The sequence below is a fragment of the Pseudomonas sp. QC2 genome, from assembly GCF_002859085.1.
GTDB classification, from domain to species: Bacteria; Pseudomonadota; Gammaproteobacteria; order Pseudomonadales; family Pseudomonadaceae; genus Aquipseudomonas; species Aquipseudomonas petroselini.
In genome coordinates this window covers 77,551-92,222 of record NZ_PKKS01000022.1, presented here as the reverse complement: position 1 = coordinate 92,222, position 14,672 = coordinate 77,551, and the positions used below count along the sequence as shown (strand labels likewise).

13 protein-coding genes are annotated in these 14,672 nt (G+C 61.6%); 5 read left to right on the top strand and 8 right to left on the bottom strand.

Going from position 1 to position 14,672, the window contains the following annotated elements:
- Positions 1-7 precede the first annotated feature (7 nt).
- A complete protein-coding gene (locus QCBJ_RS20465) occupies positions 8-1,237 on the top strand; it encodes an EAL domain-containing response regulator (protein WP_102061489.1) in 1,230 nt (409 codons plus the stop codon).
- An 83-nt stretch (positions 1,238-1,320) separates the two neighbouring features.
- Positions 1,321-2,673: a sodium:proton antiporter gene (locus QCBJ_RS20460; RefSeq protein ID WP_102061488.1), complete on the top strand. Its 1,353-nt coding sequence runs from the start codon at positions 1,321-1,323 to the stop codon at positions 2,671-2,673.
- Here QCBJ_RS20460 and QCBJ_RS30465 read toward each other — a convergent pair.
- The 3 genes from QCBJ_RS30465 to QCBJ_RS20450 form a co-directional block, all read right to left on the bottom strand.
- On the bottom strand, positions 2,664-2,798 hold the full coding sequence (locus QCBJ_RS30465) for a hypothetical protein (protein WP_255610698.1): 135 nt from the start codon (positions 2,796-2,798) through the stop codon (positions 2,664-2,666). The genes QCBJ_RS20460 and QCBJ_RS30465 overlap by 10 nt on opposite strands.
- Positions 2,799-2,809: 11 nt before the next feature.
- Positions 2,810-3,022, bottom strand: a complete 213-nt coding sequence (locus QCBJ_RS20455) for a hypothetical protein (RefSeq protein WP_046036315.1) — start codon at positions 3,020-3,022, stop codon at positions 2,810-2,812.
- A gap of 85 nt (positions 3,023-3,107) precedes the next feature.
- Positions 3,108-3,656, bottom strand: a complete 549-nt coding sequence (locus QCBJ_RS20450) for a hypothetical protein (RefSeq protein WP_102061487.1) — start codon at positions 3,654-3,656, stop codon at positions 3,108-3,110.
- Positions 3,657-4,073: 417 nt separating this feature from the next.
- Here QCBJ_RS20450 and QCBJ_RS20445 point away from each other — a divergent pair, with 417 nt between their 5' ends.
- Both QCBJ_RS20445 and QCBJ_RS20440 read left to right on the top strand, forming a co-directional pair.
- Positions 4,074-5,483: a circularly permuted type 2 ATP-grasp protein gene (locus QCBJ_RS20445; RefSeq protein WP_046036314.1), complete on the top strand. Its 1,410-nt coding sequence runs from the start codon at positions 4,074-4,076 to the stop codon at positions 5,481-5,483.
- Positions 5,484-5,485: 2 nt separating this feature from the next.
- Positions 5,486-6,436, top strand: a complete 951-nt coding sequence (locus QCBJ_RS20440) for an alpha-E domain-containing protein (protein WP_012724311.1) — start codon at positions 5,486-5,488, stop codon at positions 6,434-6,436.
- On the opposite strand, the gene QCBJ_RS20435 is transcribed toward QCBJ_RS20440, so the two are convergent.
- From QCBJ_RS20435 to QCBJ_RS20425, 3 genes are all read right to left on the bottom strand, one after another.
- Positions 6,433-7,374, bottom strand: a complete 942-nt coding sequence (locus QCBJ_RS20435; protein WP_102061522.1) for an alpha/beta fold hydrolase — start codon at positions 7,372-7,374, stop codon at positions 6,433-6,435. The two genes, QCBJ_RS20440 and QCBJ_RS20435, sit on opposite strands and share 4 nt — an antisense overlap.
- Before the next feature lie 79 nt (positions 7,375-7,453).
- Positions 7,454-9,709, bottom strand: a complete 2,256-nt coding sequence (locus tag QCBJ_RS20430; RefSeq protein ID WP_102061486.1) for an ATP-dependent DNA helicase — start codon at positions 9,707-9,709, stop codon at positions 7,454-7,456.
- Positions 9,706-11,352: a VRR-NUC domain-containing protein gene (locus QCBJ_RS20425; RefSeq protein WP_102061485.1), complete on the bottom strand. Its 1,647-nt coding sequence runs from the start codon at positions 11,350-11,352 to the stop codon at positions 9,706-9,708. Before QCBJ_RS20425 ends, QCBJ_RS20430 begins: the two co-directional genes overlap by 4 nt.
- Before the next feature lie 185 nt (positions 11,353-11,537).
- On the opposite strand from QCBJ_RS20425, the gene QCBJ_RS20420 reads away from it, so the two are divergent.
- Positions 11,538-11,762, top strand: a complete 225-nt coding sequence (locus QCBJ_RS20420; RefSeq protein ID WP_046036312.1) for a YgdI/YgdR family lipoprotein — start codon at positions 11,538-11,540, stop codon at positions 11,760-11,762.
- Between the two features lie 135 nt (positions 11,763-11,897).
- Here the strand turns inward: QCBJ_RS20420 and QCBJ_RS20415 are convergent, their stop codons facing one another.
- A complete protein-coding gene (locus QCBJ_RS20415) occupies positions 11,898-13,307 on the bottom strand; it encodes a lipase (RefSeq protein ID WP_102061484.1) in 1,410 nt (469 codons plus the stop codon).
- Between the two features lie 36 nt (positions 13,308-13,343).
- Positions 13,344-14,672: a TolC family outer membrane protein gene (locus tag QCBJ_RS20410; RefSeq protein ID WP_102061483.1), complete on the bottom strand. Its 1,329-nt coding sequence runs from the start codon at positions 14,670-14,672 to the stop codon at positions 13,344-13,346.

Below are 14,672 nucleotides of genomic sequence, written 5' to 3'. Positions count from 1 at the left end.
CCTCTCCATGGCCAGCCAACCCGCGACGCTGTTGATCGTTGATGATGAACCTCAGGTTCGCAAGCTCCTGGAAACCTTGCTGCAACACGAGGGCTACCAGACCCTCAGTGCGGGCAGCGGCGAAGAAGCCCTGCAATTGGTGGCGCAACAGCCACCGGACCTGATCCTGCTGGACATCATGATGCCAGGCATGGACGGCTACGAAGTCGCCAGCCAGTTGAAAGGTGATGAAACCACGGCAGGCATTCCGATCATCATGTTGTCGGCCCTCAGCGAACCGAGTGCACGGGTCAACGGACTGGAGGCCGGCGCCGAGGAATTCATCACCAAGCCCGTGGAGCGTGTCGAACTCTGGTTGCGGGTACGTAACCTGTTGCGGCTCAAGACGCGCGGCGACTGGGTGAGCCATTCGCGCGAGCTGGCACAACGCCCTACCGGCATGAACGTGCATGACCTGGCCCGGCAAGACTTGGAAAATGCCTTGCGCCAGGCCGTCGAACACCATGAATTCACCCTGCATTACCAGCCCAAGGTCGAGGTGGCCAGCGGCCGCCTGTGCGCCCTCGAGGCGTTGCTGCGCTGGGAACGGCCGGACTATGGCGCCGTGTCGCCGGCCGTGTTCGTGCCCATCCTGGAAAGCCTGGGCTTGATCGTGCCCGTGGGGCGCTGGGTGATCGAACAGGTGTGCCGACAGATCGCCGAGTGGCAACAAGGGCCGATTGGCCCGGTGGAGGTGTCGGTCAACGTCTCCGGTCATCAGTTGATCGAAGGCGACCTGATTGCCGATATCGCGCGCCTGCTCAAGCAACACCTGGTCGAGCCGCACTGGCTGGAAGTGGAACTGACGGAAGGGTCGTTGATGGAAAACACCCAGCACACCATCGCTAGCCTGCAACGCCTGCACACTATGGGCGTGAAAATCTCCATTGACGACTTCGGCACCGGCTACTCGAGCCTGGCGTACCTGCGGCGGTTTCCCATCGACACGCTGAAGATCGACATCGCGTTTATCCGCGAAGTCACCAGCAACCCGCAGGATGCGGCGATCACCCGCACCATCATTGAACTGGCCCACAGTCTCAACCTGCGGGTGGTGGCCGAAGGCGTGGAAACCCAGGCGCAGTTGGCGTTTTTGAAAGAGGCCGGCTGCGATCAGATCCAGGGGTACCTGTTCAGCCGGCCGTTGCCGGTGGAAACCTTGGAGCGCCTGTTGCTGGAGCGCTTAGAGGGGCCGTGAAATCGGCGTGGGCGCAATCACATTGAACCTGCACGCGACGCTTGCTCTCAAACCAGGACAGACCACGGCCCGGTAGATGTCCGATGACTTTTATTCTATGGATGGCCGTACTGGGCGCCGTATTGCTCACACTTGCCCTCACCTCCTCTTACCTGCGCTGGATGCCGGTCACGACCTCGGCGGTGTGCCTGCTCCTGGGCCTAGGGATCGGCCCGCTGGGCGTCGACCTGTTGCACCTGGATATCAAGCATTCCGCGCGCTGGATGGAGCACCTGACCGAAGTCGCGGTGCTGTTTTCGCTGTTCGTCAGCGGTTTAAAGCTGCGTCTGCCGCTCAAACACCGGCTCTGGCGCATCGCATTTGGCATGGCCGGGCCGGTGATGCTGCTGACCATCCTCGGCCTCTGCCTGGCGCTGCACTACCTGTTTGCAATGTCGTGGGGCGTGTCGCTGCTGGTGGGGGCTATCCTGGCCCCGACCGATCCGGTGCTGGCGGGACTGGTGCAGGTCAATAACGCCCAGGATTATGACGCGCTGCGCTTCGGGCTGTCTGGTGAAGCAGGCTTGAACGACGGCACCGCCTTCCCGTTTGTGATCTTCGCCCTGCTGTTCATGCAGCACGGCGGGTTTGACGGTGACTGGCTGGGCGGTTGGGTGCTGAAGAACCTGGTTTGGGCGGTACCGGTCGGGTTGTTGATCGGCTATTGGATGGGCCGCGGCATTGGCCGGGTGACGCTGTGGTTGCGCATCACCCACAGTGACAGCACGCTCTCGCCCAATGACTACCTGACGCTCGCCTTGATCGCGCTGGCCTACGTAGTGGCCGAAGCGGTGGGCGGTTATGGCTTCCTGTCGGTGTTCGCGGCAGGGCTTGGTCTGCGCCAGGCGGAATTTCGCTCAACCGGCAGTTCGCAGACACCCTCCGAGCACCTTGCGCTGCCGGTGGTGGGTCACCTGGAAGTCGAGCCCGAGCACGCGCTGCAGGGCGACGTCAGCGAATTGAAAGATACCCAGATCGCCGCCGGCGTGATGATGGGCGACATGCTCTCATTCGGCAGCCTGGTGGAGCGTTCGATGGAGGTGTTCGTTGTGACGGTGCTGGGGATCGTGCTGGTGAGCCATTGGGATTGGCGCGCGTTGCCGGTGGCGGCATTGTTATTCTGTGTGATTCGCCCGATGGGCGTGCTGGCGATGCCCTGGGGGCGTCTGGTCGACCTCAGGCAGCGCGGCCTGATGGGCTGGTTCGGGATTCGTGGGATCGGCAGCATTTACTACCTGTTCTACGCGCTCAATCATGGGTTGATCGGCACCAGCAGCGCGGTGGCCGTGAACCTGACCCTGTCCGTCATCGCCTTGAGCATCGTCGTTCATGGCCTGAGTACCCAGCCGATGCTGGCGTGGTATGAACGACGTGCCCAGGTGAAAGCTCAGTCTTGATCCTCGCTATTGCCCACATCTGCCGCTTCATCCAGATCGTTGAGCGGCACTTCTGCATCGTCCATCAACGAACCCGGGTCTTCATTGCCCGGATCGTTGAGTTCTTCGTCGAGTTCTTTTGACATGACCGTCTCCTCTAACCGCCTTGGGTGTCGATATCAGCATCGGTTTCAGGCTTGGGCTCGCGCTCGGGCTTGAAGTCTGGACTGTAGTCGTTTTCCTTGGCTTTGGGGTCTTTGGCCGGAACCGGGTCCTTGGGCGCGTCGGCAGCGGTCCCCGGCGCCGGTTCGCCGCCGTCGATGGCCGGATCATTACGGTTATCGAGTTGGGGGTCTTTATTCGTGCTCATGGGTCACCTCTTGGTAGGCCGGAGGGAAATCAGCAGGGCCTGAAGGTAAGGCGCTGCGCCGACCGGCGAAGTTCCGTCCGATTGCTCACCGGATCGGATTGTCGACCTGGATATAGAACGCATAAATCCCCAGCACCAGCCAGAACACCATGAACAGCCAGGGCGCACGCATGGAGAACAGCAACGACTTGCGATAGCCCTTGTGGGACGACTCCATTTCGGAAAACAGCGGCGACTCATCGTAGGCCAAGCCCATCACCGGCTCGCTGCGCAGCAGTTCGCTTTGCTTGTAGTGCCAGTGGTCGATGATCTCGTACGCGGCCCGAATGCCTGGCCAGGCGTTAAGGGAGCTGAGAATGCCCAGCGCGACCAGGAACACCGGCACCACCAGGGTGAACAGCTTGCCCCACTCCGGGTTGAGGTTGCCCATGCCGGACACAAAGGCGATGACCAGGAACGACTGCGCGGTGAGGTAGGCGTCGGTGCGGTTGGCCAAAATGGTGGTTTCGTACTGGATTTCGCGCCGGTAGAAATCGAGGCGGTCCTTGGGTGAGCCGAAGATTTTCGCGGTGTGTTCGCTGTGGTCGGCCAGCGCCGCTTCCGGCGTATTGGGAGAAGGAATGATTCTGGGCACGACAGTGCTCCACACAGGTTCGAGTCCTATTAGAAGAATCGGGGGTGGGTGAAGTTCAAGTTTGTTCGCGCACCATTCCGGCGCACTGCGTGCCCCACGGAAGACAGGGCTCTTGTAGTGAGCGGGCTTGCCCCGCGCTGGGCAGCGTAGCGGCCCCCAACAAACAGGAGCGCTACGCACTCCAGCGCGGGGCAAGCCCGCTCACTACACAGAATTTGGGCGTTTCGGCACAGGCATTGCTTAAACCATTCATCTGCCCGAATAAAGGAGCATTCGTTACCCCCCGACCCAGAGCCGACCCCACAAGAAAGTAAGGACCAGGCCCATTGGCACCATCGGCCACGGGCTCATAAAAATATGCGGTTTTTTAAGCGGCAGTGCCACCCAAGCTCTCCTCGGCACTGACAAGGTACTGGAATGGCTCTATCTTTCTTCGATGAAATGAATGACGCGAACGGCGCGTGCCGCGCGCACTATCAGGATTTCTCCCGCTGGCTGGCGAATACGCCGCCGGAACTGCTGGCCCAGCGTCGCCGTGAAGCCGATTTGCTGTTTCACCGCGCCGGGATCACCTTCACCCTGTATGGCGACGAACAAGACACCGAGCGCCTGATCCCCTTCGACATCATCCCGCGCAGCATCCCCGCCAGTGAATGGAGCGTGATCGAACGCGGCTGCATCCAGCGCGTCAACGCGCTGAACATGTTCCTCGCCGACATCTACCACGACCAGCGCATCATCAAGGCCGGTATCATTCCGGCGGAGCAGGTGCTGGGCAACGAGGGCTACCAGAAGGCGATGGTCGGCCTGGACCTGCACCGCGACATCTACTCGCATATCTCCGGGGTGGACCTGGTGCGCGACGGCGACGGCACCTACTACGTGCTGGAAGACAACCTGCGCACCCCCAGCGGCGTGAGCTACATGCTCGAAGACCGTAAAATGATGATGCGCCTGTTCCCCGAGGTGTTTGCCAAACAGCGCATTGCGCCGGTGGACCACTACCCCAACCTGCTGCTCAAGACCCTTAAAAGCTCAAGCCGCCTGGACAACCCCAATGTGGTGGTGCTGACGCCGGGGCGCTTCAACAGCGCGTTCTTCGAGCATGCGTTCTTGGCACGGGAAATGGGCGTGGAGCTGGTGGAAGGCGCCGACCTGTTCGTGCACGACCTCAAGGTGTTCATGCGCACCACCGATGGCCCCAAGCCGGTGGACGTGATTTACCGACGTATCGACGACGCCTTCCTCGACCCCAAGGCCTTCAACCCCGAATCGATGCTCGGCGTGCCCGGCCTGGTCGCCGCCTATTGCGCCGGCAATGTGGTGCTGGCCAATGCCATCGGCACCGGCGTGGCCGACGACAAGTCGATCTACCCCTATGTGCCGGAAATGATCCGTTTCTACCTGGATGAAGAACCGGTGCTACAGAACGTACCCACTTTCCAGTGCCGCAAACCCGATGAGCTGTCTCACGTCCTGGCCCACTTGCCGGAACTGGTGGTCAAGGAAACCCAGGGCTCCGGCGGCTACGGCATGCTGGTCGGCCCGGCCTCCACCGCCGCCGAGATCGAGGACTTCCGCCAGCGCATCAAGGCCCGTCCTCACGCTTACATCGCCCAACCGACCTTGAGCCTGTCCACCTGCCCGACCTTTGTCGAAAATGGCATCGCCCCACGGCATATCGACCTGCGGCCGTTTGTGCTCTCGGGCAAGGAAACCCGCCTGGTGCCCGGCGGTCTCACCCGCGTGGCGCTGAAGGAAGGCTCGTTGATCGTCAACTCGTCGCAAGGCGGCGGAACCAAGGACACCTGGGTGGTGGAGGGCTGAGTATGTTGAGTAGAACCGCCGCAGATTTGTACTGGATGTCCCGTTACCTGGAGCGTGCCGAGAACCTGGCGCGCATGCTGGAAGTCAGTTACTCGCTGTCGTTGATGCCCCAGGCCGGGCGCAGCGATGGCCTGGATGAGCTGGCCATGTCGTTGCTCAGCAGCGGCACCCTGGACAGCTACCTTGAGCGTCATAAACAGCTGGACGCCGAACGCATGCTGCATTTTTTCGCCCTCGACGAAGAAAACCCCGCCAGCATCTACAACTGTCTGCGCGCTGCACGTGGCAATGCCCACGCGGTACGCGGGCGCATCACCGCCGACATGTGGGAAAACCTCAACGCCACCTGGCTGGAAATGCGCAGCATCGCCGCCGGTGGCCTGGCGCGGCATGGCATCAGCCACTTTTGTGACTGGGTCAAGCAGCGTTCACACCTGTTCCGTGGGGCGACCTCCGGGACAATCATGCGCAACGACGCCTATCGATTTATCCGCTTGGGCACTTTTGTCGAGCGCGCGGACAACACCCTGCGTCTGCTGGATGCGCGTTACGAGATGTTTGGCGAAGAGTCGGAAGAAGTCAGCGACTTGTCGGCACGCGGTTATTACCAGTGGAGCGCCCTGCTCCGCGCGTTGTCGTCGTTTGAGGCGTATACGGAGCTGTACCCGAATGCATTGAATGCGCGGTCGGTGTCGGAGCTGCTGTTGCTGCGCAGCGATGTGCCGCGTTCGTTGCATGCGTGTATCGAAGAATTGAGCCATATCCTGGCGGATCTGCCCGGCAGTTATGGGCGCACGGCGCAGCGGTTGGCGGCGGAGTTCGAGGCGCGGCTCAGGTATACCGGGATTGACGAGATTCTGGAGGATGGTTTGCATAGCCGTCTCACGGAATTCATCGACACGGTGCGCGAGCTGGCACGGGCAATACACAGCTCATACCTGGAAGTGGTCTAAGCAGCCCCCGCTTTCCCTAGAAACCCGAGCATCAGTGCGTTGACCTGCTGCCCTTGCTCGTTCTGGATCCAGTGGCCACAGTTGAGCAGCACATGCTGCTCAAGGTGCGGCACTGACTCAGGCATGCGCTTGAGCGTGTGGGCCTCGAAGACCCCGACCGGGTCGCGGTCGCCGATCAGGAACAGCGTGGGTTGCAGCACCTGCTTGCCGGCCAGGCTTTCTGTGCGTTGCCAGTTGCGTTCGAAGTTGCGGTACCAGTTCAACGGGCCGCGAAACCCATGCTCGGCGAAGGTGTGCACGTAGACCTCCAGATCCGCCTGGGAGCACCAGTGCGGCAAGGCGCCGGGTGCCGGAACCCCCTCAAGCAACCTGGCATTCGCGGGTTTGCTTTGCAGAAACACATCCTGATCCTGCATGAACAGGCGCAAGGTACGCTCGATATCGGCGTTCAACTCCTGCTCGGCGACGCCCGGTTCCTGGAAATACAGGATGTAGTTGAAGCGGTCGGCGTACAGCTCGCGCATGATTTCAATCACCGGTCTACGGGCCCGCCCGGCAAACGGCACCGACAGCGTGATCAAGCGCGTGATCCGTTCAGGTTCGAGCAACGCCAGGTGCCAGGCCACGACCGCGCCCCAGTCATGGCCGACCATGACCACCTGCGCATGGCCAAAATGGTCCATGGCCTGCTGGATATCGCCACACAGCGTCAGCAGATCATAATCGGCGATCTCGGCCGGCGAACCTGACTGGCCGTAGCCGCGCATTTCAGGGGCAAACACCCGATAGCCCGCAGCCGCCAGCGCGGGAATCTGCTCGCGCCAGGAGTGCCAGCACTCCGGGAAGCCGTGAAGCAGCCAGATCGGCCTGCCGTCTTCGGGACCGGCGATGTGGACGCTTAACTCAATACCGTTGACGCAGATGAGTTGCTCGCTCATTGGCATGGCCTTTTCGAGGTTTTCCCCAGCGTGCGGCATTGTTTTCAACGCCACCAGCATCATTGATCGCGGGAATGCCTCATGCAACCGCCCACCAACGCGGCAACAACTGACGTACCCGCGCTTCGCCGAAGCGGTCATCGATCAACATCACCACGCCACGGTCCTGCTGGCTGCGGATGACCCTGCCCGCTGCCTGCACCACTTTCTGAATGCCGGGGTACAGGTAGGTGTAGTCGTAGCCTGAACCGAAGATCGCGCCCATGCGCAGTTTCATCTGTTCATTGACCGGGTTGAGTTGGGGCAACCCGAGGGTGGCGATGAAGGCGCCGATCAAACGGGCGCCGGGCAGGTCGATGCCTTCACCAAAGGCGCCGCCGAGCACGGCAAAGCCGACACCCTGGCTGTGTTCGGTGAATTGGTCGAGGAACGCCTGGCGCTCGGCCTCGGCCATGCCGCGTGACTGTTGCCAGAGTATGATCTGCGGGTGTCGCTCGGCCAGCAACTGCGCCACCTGCTGCAGGTAATCAAAGCTTGAGAAGAACGCCAGGTAGTTGCCAGGCTGCGCGGTGTATTGGCGGGCGATCAGTTCAACAATAGGTTCCAAAGAGGCGTGGCGATGCACGAAACGCGTGGAGACCGCATCGACGATGCGCACCTGCAATTGCTCGGCCTTGAACGGCGACTCCACATCGACCCAGGCCGTGTCCGCCGGCAAACCGAGCAAATCCGCGTAGTAATGACGGGGGCTCAGGGTCGCGGAAAACAGCACGCTGCTGCGGGCCGCAGTCAAGCGTGGGCGGATGAATTCGGCGGGCACCACGTTGCGCAGGCACAGGGTTGAGCTGCTGCGTTTGCCGCTGAGCTGGCGTTTGCTGATGTCGAAAATGAAGTGTTCGTTGAACAGCTCGGCGACTTTGGCAAATTGCAGCACCTCGAAATAGAAGGCTTGCAGGTCGCCGCTGAGCGATTCGGGATGCTCATTGAAATACTCGCCCATGCTGCTGGCGCACAGGCTCAGGGCCTGCAACAGTTTTTCCGGGCGGGCGGCATAAGCCTGGTACGGCGCGATCTGGTCCTTGTGCAGCGCGTTCCACTCACGGTTGAGGCGCTGCAAGGGTTTTTTCAAGGGCTCGGGCGCGACGTCGCGCAGGGTCTTGAGGTGGTATTGGTCGAGGCTCGCGCTGTACATCGAGCGGGCCCGTTCGACCAGGTTGTGCGCTTCGTCCACCAGCACTGCCGCGCGCCACTGGTTGAGCTGGGCCAGGCCGAACAGCATGGCGCCAAAATCGAAGTAGTAGTTGTAGTCGGCGACCACCAGGTCGGCCCAGCGCGCCATTTCCTGGCTCAGGTAATAGGGACAGACGTCATGGGCCAGGGCCACGTCGCGCAGGTTGCGCTGGTCCAGCAGGCGCACCTTGGACGCGGCGATGCGCGCGGCGGGCAAGCGATCGTAGAAACCCTTGGCCAAGGGGCAGGCGTCGCCGTGACAGGCGTTGTCCAGGTGCTCGCAGGCTTTGTCCCGCGCCACCAGCTCCAGGACGCGCAATTGCAGCTCGGGGCTGCTGGTGTGCAGCACGTGGGCGGCGTCCAGGGCGAGCTTGCGGCCCGGGGTCTTGGCGGTGAGGAAGAACAGCGTGTCCAGTCGCTGGGGCGCCAGGGCCTTGAGCAACGGGAAAATCGTGCCGATGGTCTTGCCGATGCCGGTAGGCGCCTGGGCCATCAGGCAGCGGCCGGTACTGACAGCCTTGTACACCGATTCAGCAAGCGAGCGCTGGCCAGGACGAAAACCGGCATGGGGAAACGCCAGGGCCTGCGCGGCCCTGTTGCGCGCTTCGCGGTGCGCCATTTCCTGCTGGGCCCAACCGAGGAACAGCGCGCATTGCTGGTTGAAGAACGGCTCCAGTTCGCTGGCGTGGAAGTGTTGGTTGAGCACCGTCTCGCCCTCGCCGACGATGTCGAAGTACACCAGCGCCAGGTCGATCTGCGAGAGGCCGAGTTTCTGGCACATCAACCAGCCGTACACTTTGACCTGGGCCCAATGCAGTTGCCGGTGGTTGGCGGGTTGGGCGTCGAGGTCGCCGCGATAGGTTTTCACTTCTTCCAGGCGGTTGGCGTCCGGGTCGTAGCCGTCCGCCCTGCCCCGCACCTTGAGTTGCTGGTACTCACCTTCGAGCGCCACTTCATTCTGGTAGTGCGGGCTGCGCCGCGAGGCGACGGTGCGGTGGCCGACAATGCCTTCCTGGGCGCTGGGCGACGGCGTGAAGCGCAGGTCCAGGTCACCGACCTTGGCCGTGAACTCACACAGTGCACGCACGGCAACGTTGTAACTCAAGCGGGCGCTGCCCAGCGCACATAGCAGACCGTCACCGGCATTTGGTATTCACCGCAGAACTCCAGCCAGCGCAGCTGGTTGTCTTGCAGGCGATCGCCGGGGCCCTTGACCTCGATCATGCGGTAGGTCTTCTGCGCGGGCCAGAACTGGATCAGGTCCGGCATGCCGGCGCGGTTGGCGCGGATGTCCAGCAGCAGCCGTTCAAACCAGTAGCGCAGGTGTTCGGCGGGCAGGCAGGCCAGGGCCTGCTCCAGCAGTTCTGCGCTGAGCAGGTTCCAGAACACGAAGGGCGACTGGATCCCCCATTTTTCGCTGTAGCGTTGGCGGATGGTGGTTTTGTAGCGCTCGTCCTGCAATTGTTCGAAACACGCGGCGAACAGCGGCGCGCGGCGCAGGTGAAAGTCTTCACTGTGCAGATCCGCCGGCCCACGCTGGAACGGGTGGAAAAACGAACCCGGCAGCGGCGCAAAGATCACGTCCCAGCACAACAGGCCGAACAGCGAGTTGATCAGGCCGTTTTCAACGTAGTGCACCGGCCCATCAGGCTCGCTGAGATGAGCCTGCACGCAATACTCCACCGACATCAGCGGGTCCGGTAGCGCGAGTGCCAAGTCCAGGCGCGTGACCGGCCGTGGCTTGACCTTGGGCAAGGCCGGCTCGCCCAGTTTGCGCCGCAGGCGTGGCACCACACGCAGCAAGTGCTGCTGCTCGGCGGCGCTTTCCGGGGCCTGTTGGGCGGCGTTCGCCAGGGCCATGGCTTGCACGTAGTGCTCCTGGCGCTCCAGCACACGGATCAAGCGTGAGCGGGCGCCGGGGTAGGCGCAGGCGCGATAAATCTGTTCCGCCAGCGCCAATTCGGCAGTGCGCTCGCAATATTGACCCACTTGGAACAACAGCTTGGCCCGCCGTTTTTCCAGCCAGGGATTGTCGGTGTTCAATGTGGCGACCTGAGCCAGTACCTCCTCCAGCGCCGCACCGGTTTCAAAAGCCTGCTGGCACTGGTGCAGGAACAGAAAACCCTGCACGTCATCACGGCTGCGCAAGCCACGGGATTCGGCGCAGAACTCGACTTTTTCGTAGGTGTAGATGCCCAGGTCAGCCAGCACGAACTCGGACCAGTCCTGATGCAAGTTGCCGAAGAACATCAGGCGCAGACGATCGCACAGGTCCATCACGGTGAGGCTGTACAACGTGTCGGCAAGGTCGGGGCACCAGTGGGCAAAGCAGCGATTGTCGGTGAAATGCGCCGACAACCCTTCCAGCCAATCGGTTTTTTTGGCTTTGGGTTGTTCGATCCAAGGCTTGAATGCAGCGAGAATCTCGCCTTTTTGCAGCAAGGCGAACAACGCGTCAAAGGCCAGCAGGCATTCGTCGTTAACCCAGCCCAGCTCCAGCAATGGCCCGGCAGCAGCCTGGGTGCAACCGATCTCCACATAGTTGAGCTTGCCCGCACGAAAATGCACGCCTTTGCGCATCACCATGCGCACCAATAAGGCCTGGGACGCTTGCGGCAACCTGTCAAATTGCTGAATGAAATGCTCTTCGTCCGGGTCGAGCAGATCCGCATAGCGTTGCCCCAGCCAATGCAGGACTTGGCGGAAGTTATGCAGGTAATAGAGCGGTTCTTCGAGGGGATTGGCCATGGCGCGCAGCGATCAAATACTGGTTATGCATACAGAGTGCCGTCGCAAAGGCCCGGTTGCAATCGGTAATAGATAAATGGCGCCTGCAACTTTTTACATAAAAGTGATCAGATGCTGAAGTCGATGGCGTAACATTTGTCGCCCACGGCCTCTGGCGTGGGACTTTCACGGTTAAGGTAAGGGTTATGAACATGAAGAATTTGGGTCTGCCGCTGGTTGCACTCACTTTTCTGGTATTGGCCGGTTGCGCGACGCAAACCGTAGTGACGATGCAAAATGGCACGCAGTATTTGACCAAGGACACCCCAAAAACCAAGACCGCCGACGGTTTTTACGAGTTCACCGATATCGCCGGCAAGCGTGTACGGGTCAAGGCCGACGACGTGGCCACCGTGCGCAAGGAAGACTGATTCCCAAAGCCGAAACCTATCAAATGTGGGAGGGGGCTTGCCCCCGATGGCGGTGTACCGGTCGATAAATGCGTTGGCTGCTCCACCGCAATCGGGAGCAAGCCCCCTCCCACCTTTTTCAACTGCATTCCACTCCTAGCCGATCACCACCTCGCCCAACCCTCCACTCACCCCCACCAACGTCACCGAATCCCCGCCAAAACTGATCACGGTATCCCCACCCTGCTCCCGGTAATCCACACTCCCCTGCACATCCTTGAACACCAGCTTGTCCGTCGATTGATAGCCAATCACCCGGTCTTGCCCGAAATGTCCGCTGAACAGAAAAGTGTTATGCCCGCTGTTATCACGGAGGGTGTCGTTGCCCTTCCCGCCCTCGATAAAATCCATGCCCTTCCCTCCTTGGATCAGGTCATCGCCGTCACTGCCGATGATGAAGGTATTGCCTTTGTGCGGCTCGGCATTGCGGTTGAGGTCCTGCACCCAGGTGTTGGCCCGCGCCGGGTCGGACAGGTTGGCGACAATCACGGTGGCGTCGCGGCTCATCTGCTCGTAGAACCCTGACTCGAGAATCCGTGTCATGCCATCGCCATACCCGGTGGGCAGGTGCGAGAGCCAGGTCGGCAGGTTGGCGATGGAAAACGGCAGCACGTTCCACAGCGTCGAGGCGTAGTGGTCGTTGAAGCTGACAATGTTATCGGTGGTCGACTCGTGGGGTTTGTCGTGCACGCCCAGGGACGACAGGTTGAAGGATGAGCCATCCAGCGCACGGAATACCGGGTCGTTCTCGTAGCCGATATTGAGCACCTTGTCGCCGGCACTCTGGGTCGGCGACGCGTAGGCCACGTAGTGGGCGTCCTTGTAGAAGCCGCCCCACTTGTTACCGCTCAGGTCCGCCAGACTGTTGACCGCGAGGCCCCCCAGGCTATGCCCGCTGACCAGCACGTCCTTGCCACTCAGGCCATGGGCGCTGGCGTAGTCGGCGACGTTCTTGAGCAAGCCGCCAAAGGCTTCGCCGGCGTAATTCCTCGCGTAATCCTTGGGCCCCAGCGCCGCCAGCAGATCGCTGACCAGGTCGCCGATGGAGTCGCTGATCAGGGTTTCCCGGGGTCCCGAGGTGCCGCGAAAGCCGATGCCGATTTCCAGCAGCTTGCCGGCGTCATCGTACTTGCCCAGCACCTCGACCTGGGCCGTGGTGTAGCCTGCCTTCTCGCCGAAGAACGTGCCTCGTGCATCGACCTTGCCGCCGTAGCCCAGGGTGCTGGCGCTGATCGGCGTCCAGCCGGCTTTTTGCACCGCGACCAGGGCGGCTTTCTCTGAATCCGGGTTCCACGGTAAGCCGGGGATGACGCCCTGGGAATCAGTGCTACCGAGCAATGCACCGACCAGCGTGGCCGGTAGGCCCAACCCCAGGCCATTGTGTTGGTAACCCACGGCAAAGCCGTTATCCAGGTTGTGATAGGTGTACAACGTGATCGCCATCGCATCCGCGAACAACGCCTTGGAGCCCTCGGTGCCGAGGTTTTTATAGTCAAATATACCCATGCCAGTCCTCTCTTATTGTTGTTTAACACCCAAAAATCAACGTCCAAACGCCTCATCCACCTTGGCCAGGTCGGTGTCACGCAAGTTGCCTGCGTAGTAATGCAATTTGGTCCAGGCCATCAGGTAGTCATAGCGTGCCTGGGCCAGGTCGCGCCGGGTGCTGTAGAGCTGCTGCTCGGCGTTCAGTGCATCAAGGTTGACCCGCTCACCGCCCAGGATGCTCTGCTTGGTCGACACCACCAGCGCTTCGGCCGACGCCAGGGCCTTCTGATACGCACGCAACTTGCTCGCGCCCGACAGGCAGGCGCTGAACTGCCGACGCAGCTCGATCAGGGTTTCGCGGGTCTTGCCCTCCAGCTCGTACTCGGCCTGCTCCATGGCGCGGCTGGCCTGGCGGGTGGACGCCGAGATGCCGCCACCGGCATACAGCGGCAGGCTGACTTCGACGCCGATGGTGTTGGTGTCGTAGCGCTGGTTGTAAGTGTTGCCGCTGTCGGACTCCTGCTGGCGCGAGCTGGCATACGCGGTGACCTTGGGCAGATGCCCGGCGCGGTTGCGCTCCACTTCATAGCGCGCGACTTCCAGGGCCTGGCGCTGGGAGGCCAGCGTGGGGTTGTTGCTGATCGCCAGTTCATGCCAGGTGTCGTAGTTGGCCGGGGTCAGGGCGAACGCGGCAAAGCCCTGGTTCAGCGGCGCCAGGTCGTCGATGTTGACGCTCTGTACGCCAATCAAGGCGCCCAGCTCCCGCAAGGACGCGTCCTGCTCATCCAGCGCCTGGATTTCTTCGGCCGTGGCCAGTTCGTAGCGCGATTCGGCTTCCAGAATGTCCGTGCGGGTGCCCTCGCCTTGCTGGAACAAATGCCGGTTCTGCTGGAACTGTTGCTCGAACGCCTTCTTCTTCGCACGGGCGATGTCGATCTGGTCCTGGGCAAACAACGCTTGGGTGTAATAGGTCAGCACGCGCACCAGCAGCGCCTGGCTCTTGTCACGAAAGCTTTCATCGGCGAACAGCGCCTGGGCCACGCCTTTGCGGTAGTTGGCGTAGGCCTCGTAATCAAACAACGGCTGTTGCAGGCTGAAGGTCGAGCCGTAACTGTTGTAGTTGCGGTCGTCGTGATAATTGCCGCCGCGCCCGTCCGGCAAGGTGGCCTGGGAGTTGTTGCGGCCCTTGTTGTAGTTGTACGACAGCTTGGGCAGCAGGCCGGCGCGGCCGATGGCGCGGTTTTCCAGGCCGGCGTCGCGTTCCTTGAGAGCGCCGAGGAATACCGGGTCGTTACGCAAGGCCTGTTCGTACACATCGAACGGGCCCATGGCGGCCTGGGCATTGGCGCAGGTCAACAGCAAGGCGATAAACACGTGCTTCAT

What these genes read in the sequence shown, in the direction of transcription:
- QCBJ_RS20425 (WP_102061485.1), bottom strand. Translation starts at nt 11,352, where the DNA reads ATGGCCAATCCCCTCGAAGAACCGCTCTATTACCTGCATAACTTCCGC.
- QCBJ_RS20435 (WP_102061522.1), bottom strand. Translation starts at nt 7,374, where the DNA reads ATGAGCGAGCAACTCATCTGCGTCAACGGTATTGAGTTAAGCGTCCAC.
- QCBJ_RS20410 (WP_102061483.1), bottom strand. Translation starts at nt 14,672, where the DNA reads ATGAAGCACGTGTTTATCGCCTTGCTGTTGACCTGCGCCAATGCCCAG.
- QCBJ_RS20460 (WP_102061488.1), top strand. Translation starts at nt 1,321, where the DNA reads ATGACTTTTATTCTATGGATGGCCGTACTGGGCGCCGTATTGCTCACA.
- QCBJ_RS20415 (WP_102061484.1), bottom strand. Translation starts at nt 13,307, where the DNA reads ATGGGTATATTTGACTATAAAAACCTCGGCACCGAGGGCTCCAAGGCG.
- QCBJ_RS20445 (WP_046036314.1), top strand. Translation starts at nt 4,074, where the DNA reads ATGGCTCTATCTTTCTTCGATGAAATGAATGACGCGAACGGCGCGTGC.
- QCBJ_RS20455 (WP_046036315.1), bottom strand. Translation starts at nt 3,022, where the DNA reads ATGAGCACGAATAAAGACCCCCAACTCGATAACCGTAATGATCCGGCC.
- QCBJ_RS30465 (WP_255610698.1), bottom strand. Translation starts at nt 2,798, where the DNA reads ATGTCAAAAGAACTCGACGAAGAACTCAACGATCCGGGCAATGAAGAC.
- QCBJ_RS20465 (WP_102061489.1), top strand. Translation starts at nt 8, where the DNA reads ATGGCCAGCCAACCCGCGACGCTGTTGATCGTTGATGATGAACCTCAG.
- QCBJ_RS20420 (WP_046036312.1), top strand. Translation starts at nt 11,538, where the DNA reads ATGAACATGAAGAATTTGGGTCTGCCGCTGGTTGCACTCACTTTTCTG.
- QCBJ_RS20440 (WP_012724311.1), top strand. Translation starts at nt 5,486, where the DNA reads ATGTTGAGTAGAACCGCCGCAGATTTGTACTGGATGTCCCGTTACCTG.